This is a genomic window from Streptomyces sp. NPDC031274, from assembly GCF_055570235.1.
The window spans coordinates 1-1259 of sequence record NZ_JBVIHP010000303.1 but is presented as its reverse complement, the minus strand read 5'-3'; the positions used below and the strand labels follow the sequence as shown (position 1 = coordinate 1259).

The window sequence follows — 1259 nt, the reverse complement described above, 5'->3', positions numbered from 1 at the left end:
CCCTGACCAAGAGCCTCCGTACGCCTGCTTGACCCCGGCGCGCGGCACCGCCCCGCTCCCCTCGCTCGCCCTCCCCCATTTCCTGGTGACAGAGCAGCGGCAGCCGACCCGCCCTCCACCTGCCCAACCGCACGGCCATGGCCGCGATGACCCGCGCCCGCGCCGACGACGCCACCGGGGTCCCCACCCCCCCCCATGGCCGAGTACTACGCCCAGCGTGCCACCGCAGGCCTCATCGTCAGCGAGGGAATCTGGCCGCACCACATCGGCAAGGGCGGCCCCGGTGTCCCCGGCCTGACCGAGCAGGCCCACGTCGACGGCTGGCGCCGGGGGACGGGGGCCGTGCACGCCGCCGGTGGCCGCGTCTTCGCCCAGCTGTGGCACGTGGGGCGCGTCAGCCACCCGGACATCCTCGGCGGCGAGCAGCCGGTCGCCCCCTCGGCCGTGGCGATCTCGCCCGGCCACGGCCAGATCTACACCGCCTCCGGCCCGAAGGACTACGTCGTCCCGCGTGCCCTGTCCACGTCCGAGGTCACCGAGACCGTCGAGGCCCATGCCGCGGCCGCCCGCAACGCCATCGACGCCGGCTTCGACGGGGTCGAGATCAGCGGCGCCTACGGCTACCTCCTCGCCCAGTTCCTCATACGCCGACCACGTCCGCTTCGTGACCGAGGTGGTCGAAGCCGTCGCCGCCGCGATAGGAGCGGACCGCACCGCTTTGCGCCTCTCCCCCGGCAACCCGCTCCTCGACACCGTCGAGACCGACCCTGCCCGCGCTACCACCGGCTGCTCGACACGCTGAACGGAAAGGACCTGGCGTACCTGCACGTGGTGCAGTCCGGAACGTATGCCGCCCTGGAAGACTTGCGCCCCCGCTGGAACGGCACCCTGGTGGCCACCTATGACGGCCCCGAGCCCGGCAGCCGGGAACAGGCCGAGCAGACGTTGCGCGCCGGCCTCGCCGATGTCTACTCCTTCGGCCGGCTCTTCCTGGCCAACCCGGACCTGCCCCGGCGCATCGCCGCCGGCGCCCCGCTCAACCCGCAGCGCGAGAGCGGTATGTACGGGGGCGGCGGGGAGGGGTATGTGGACTACCCCGTCCTCGAAGGGAGTTCAGCGCGTCTCTGAGTGACGTGCCCGGCTCTCTACGAGACGCGCTCGGCCGCCTTGGTCATCGGCCCTCCGGCGTCACCGGTGTTCATCGTTCCCACCGGCTCGAAGAGCAGGATGGCGGTCTCCTCGTCTGCCACCGGGCAGTG

The 1259-nt window shown here is 72.6% G+C and carries 1 protein-coding gene; it reads left to right on the top strand.

Features of this window, described 5'->3' with window-relative positions:
* Positions 1 to 195: 195 nt before the first annotated feature.
* A complete protein-coding gene (locus ACZ5CR_RS45870; protein WP_468869835.1) occupies positions 196 to 1128 on the top strand; it encodes an oxidoreductase in 933 nt (310 codons plus the stop codon).
* The last annotated feature ends 131 nt before the right edge of the window (positions 1129 to 1259 follow it).

Coding starts and splice junctions, on each gene's coding strand:
- ACZ5CR_RS45870 (WP_468869835.1), top strand. CDS start 196: ATGGCCGAGTACTACGCCCAGCGTGCCACCGCAGGCCTCATCGTCAGC.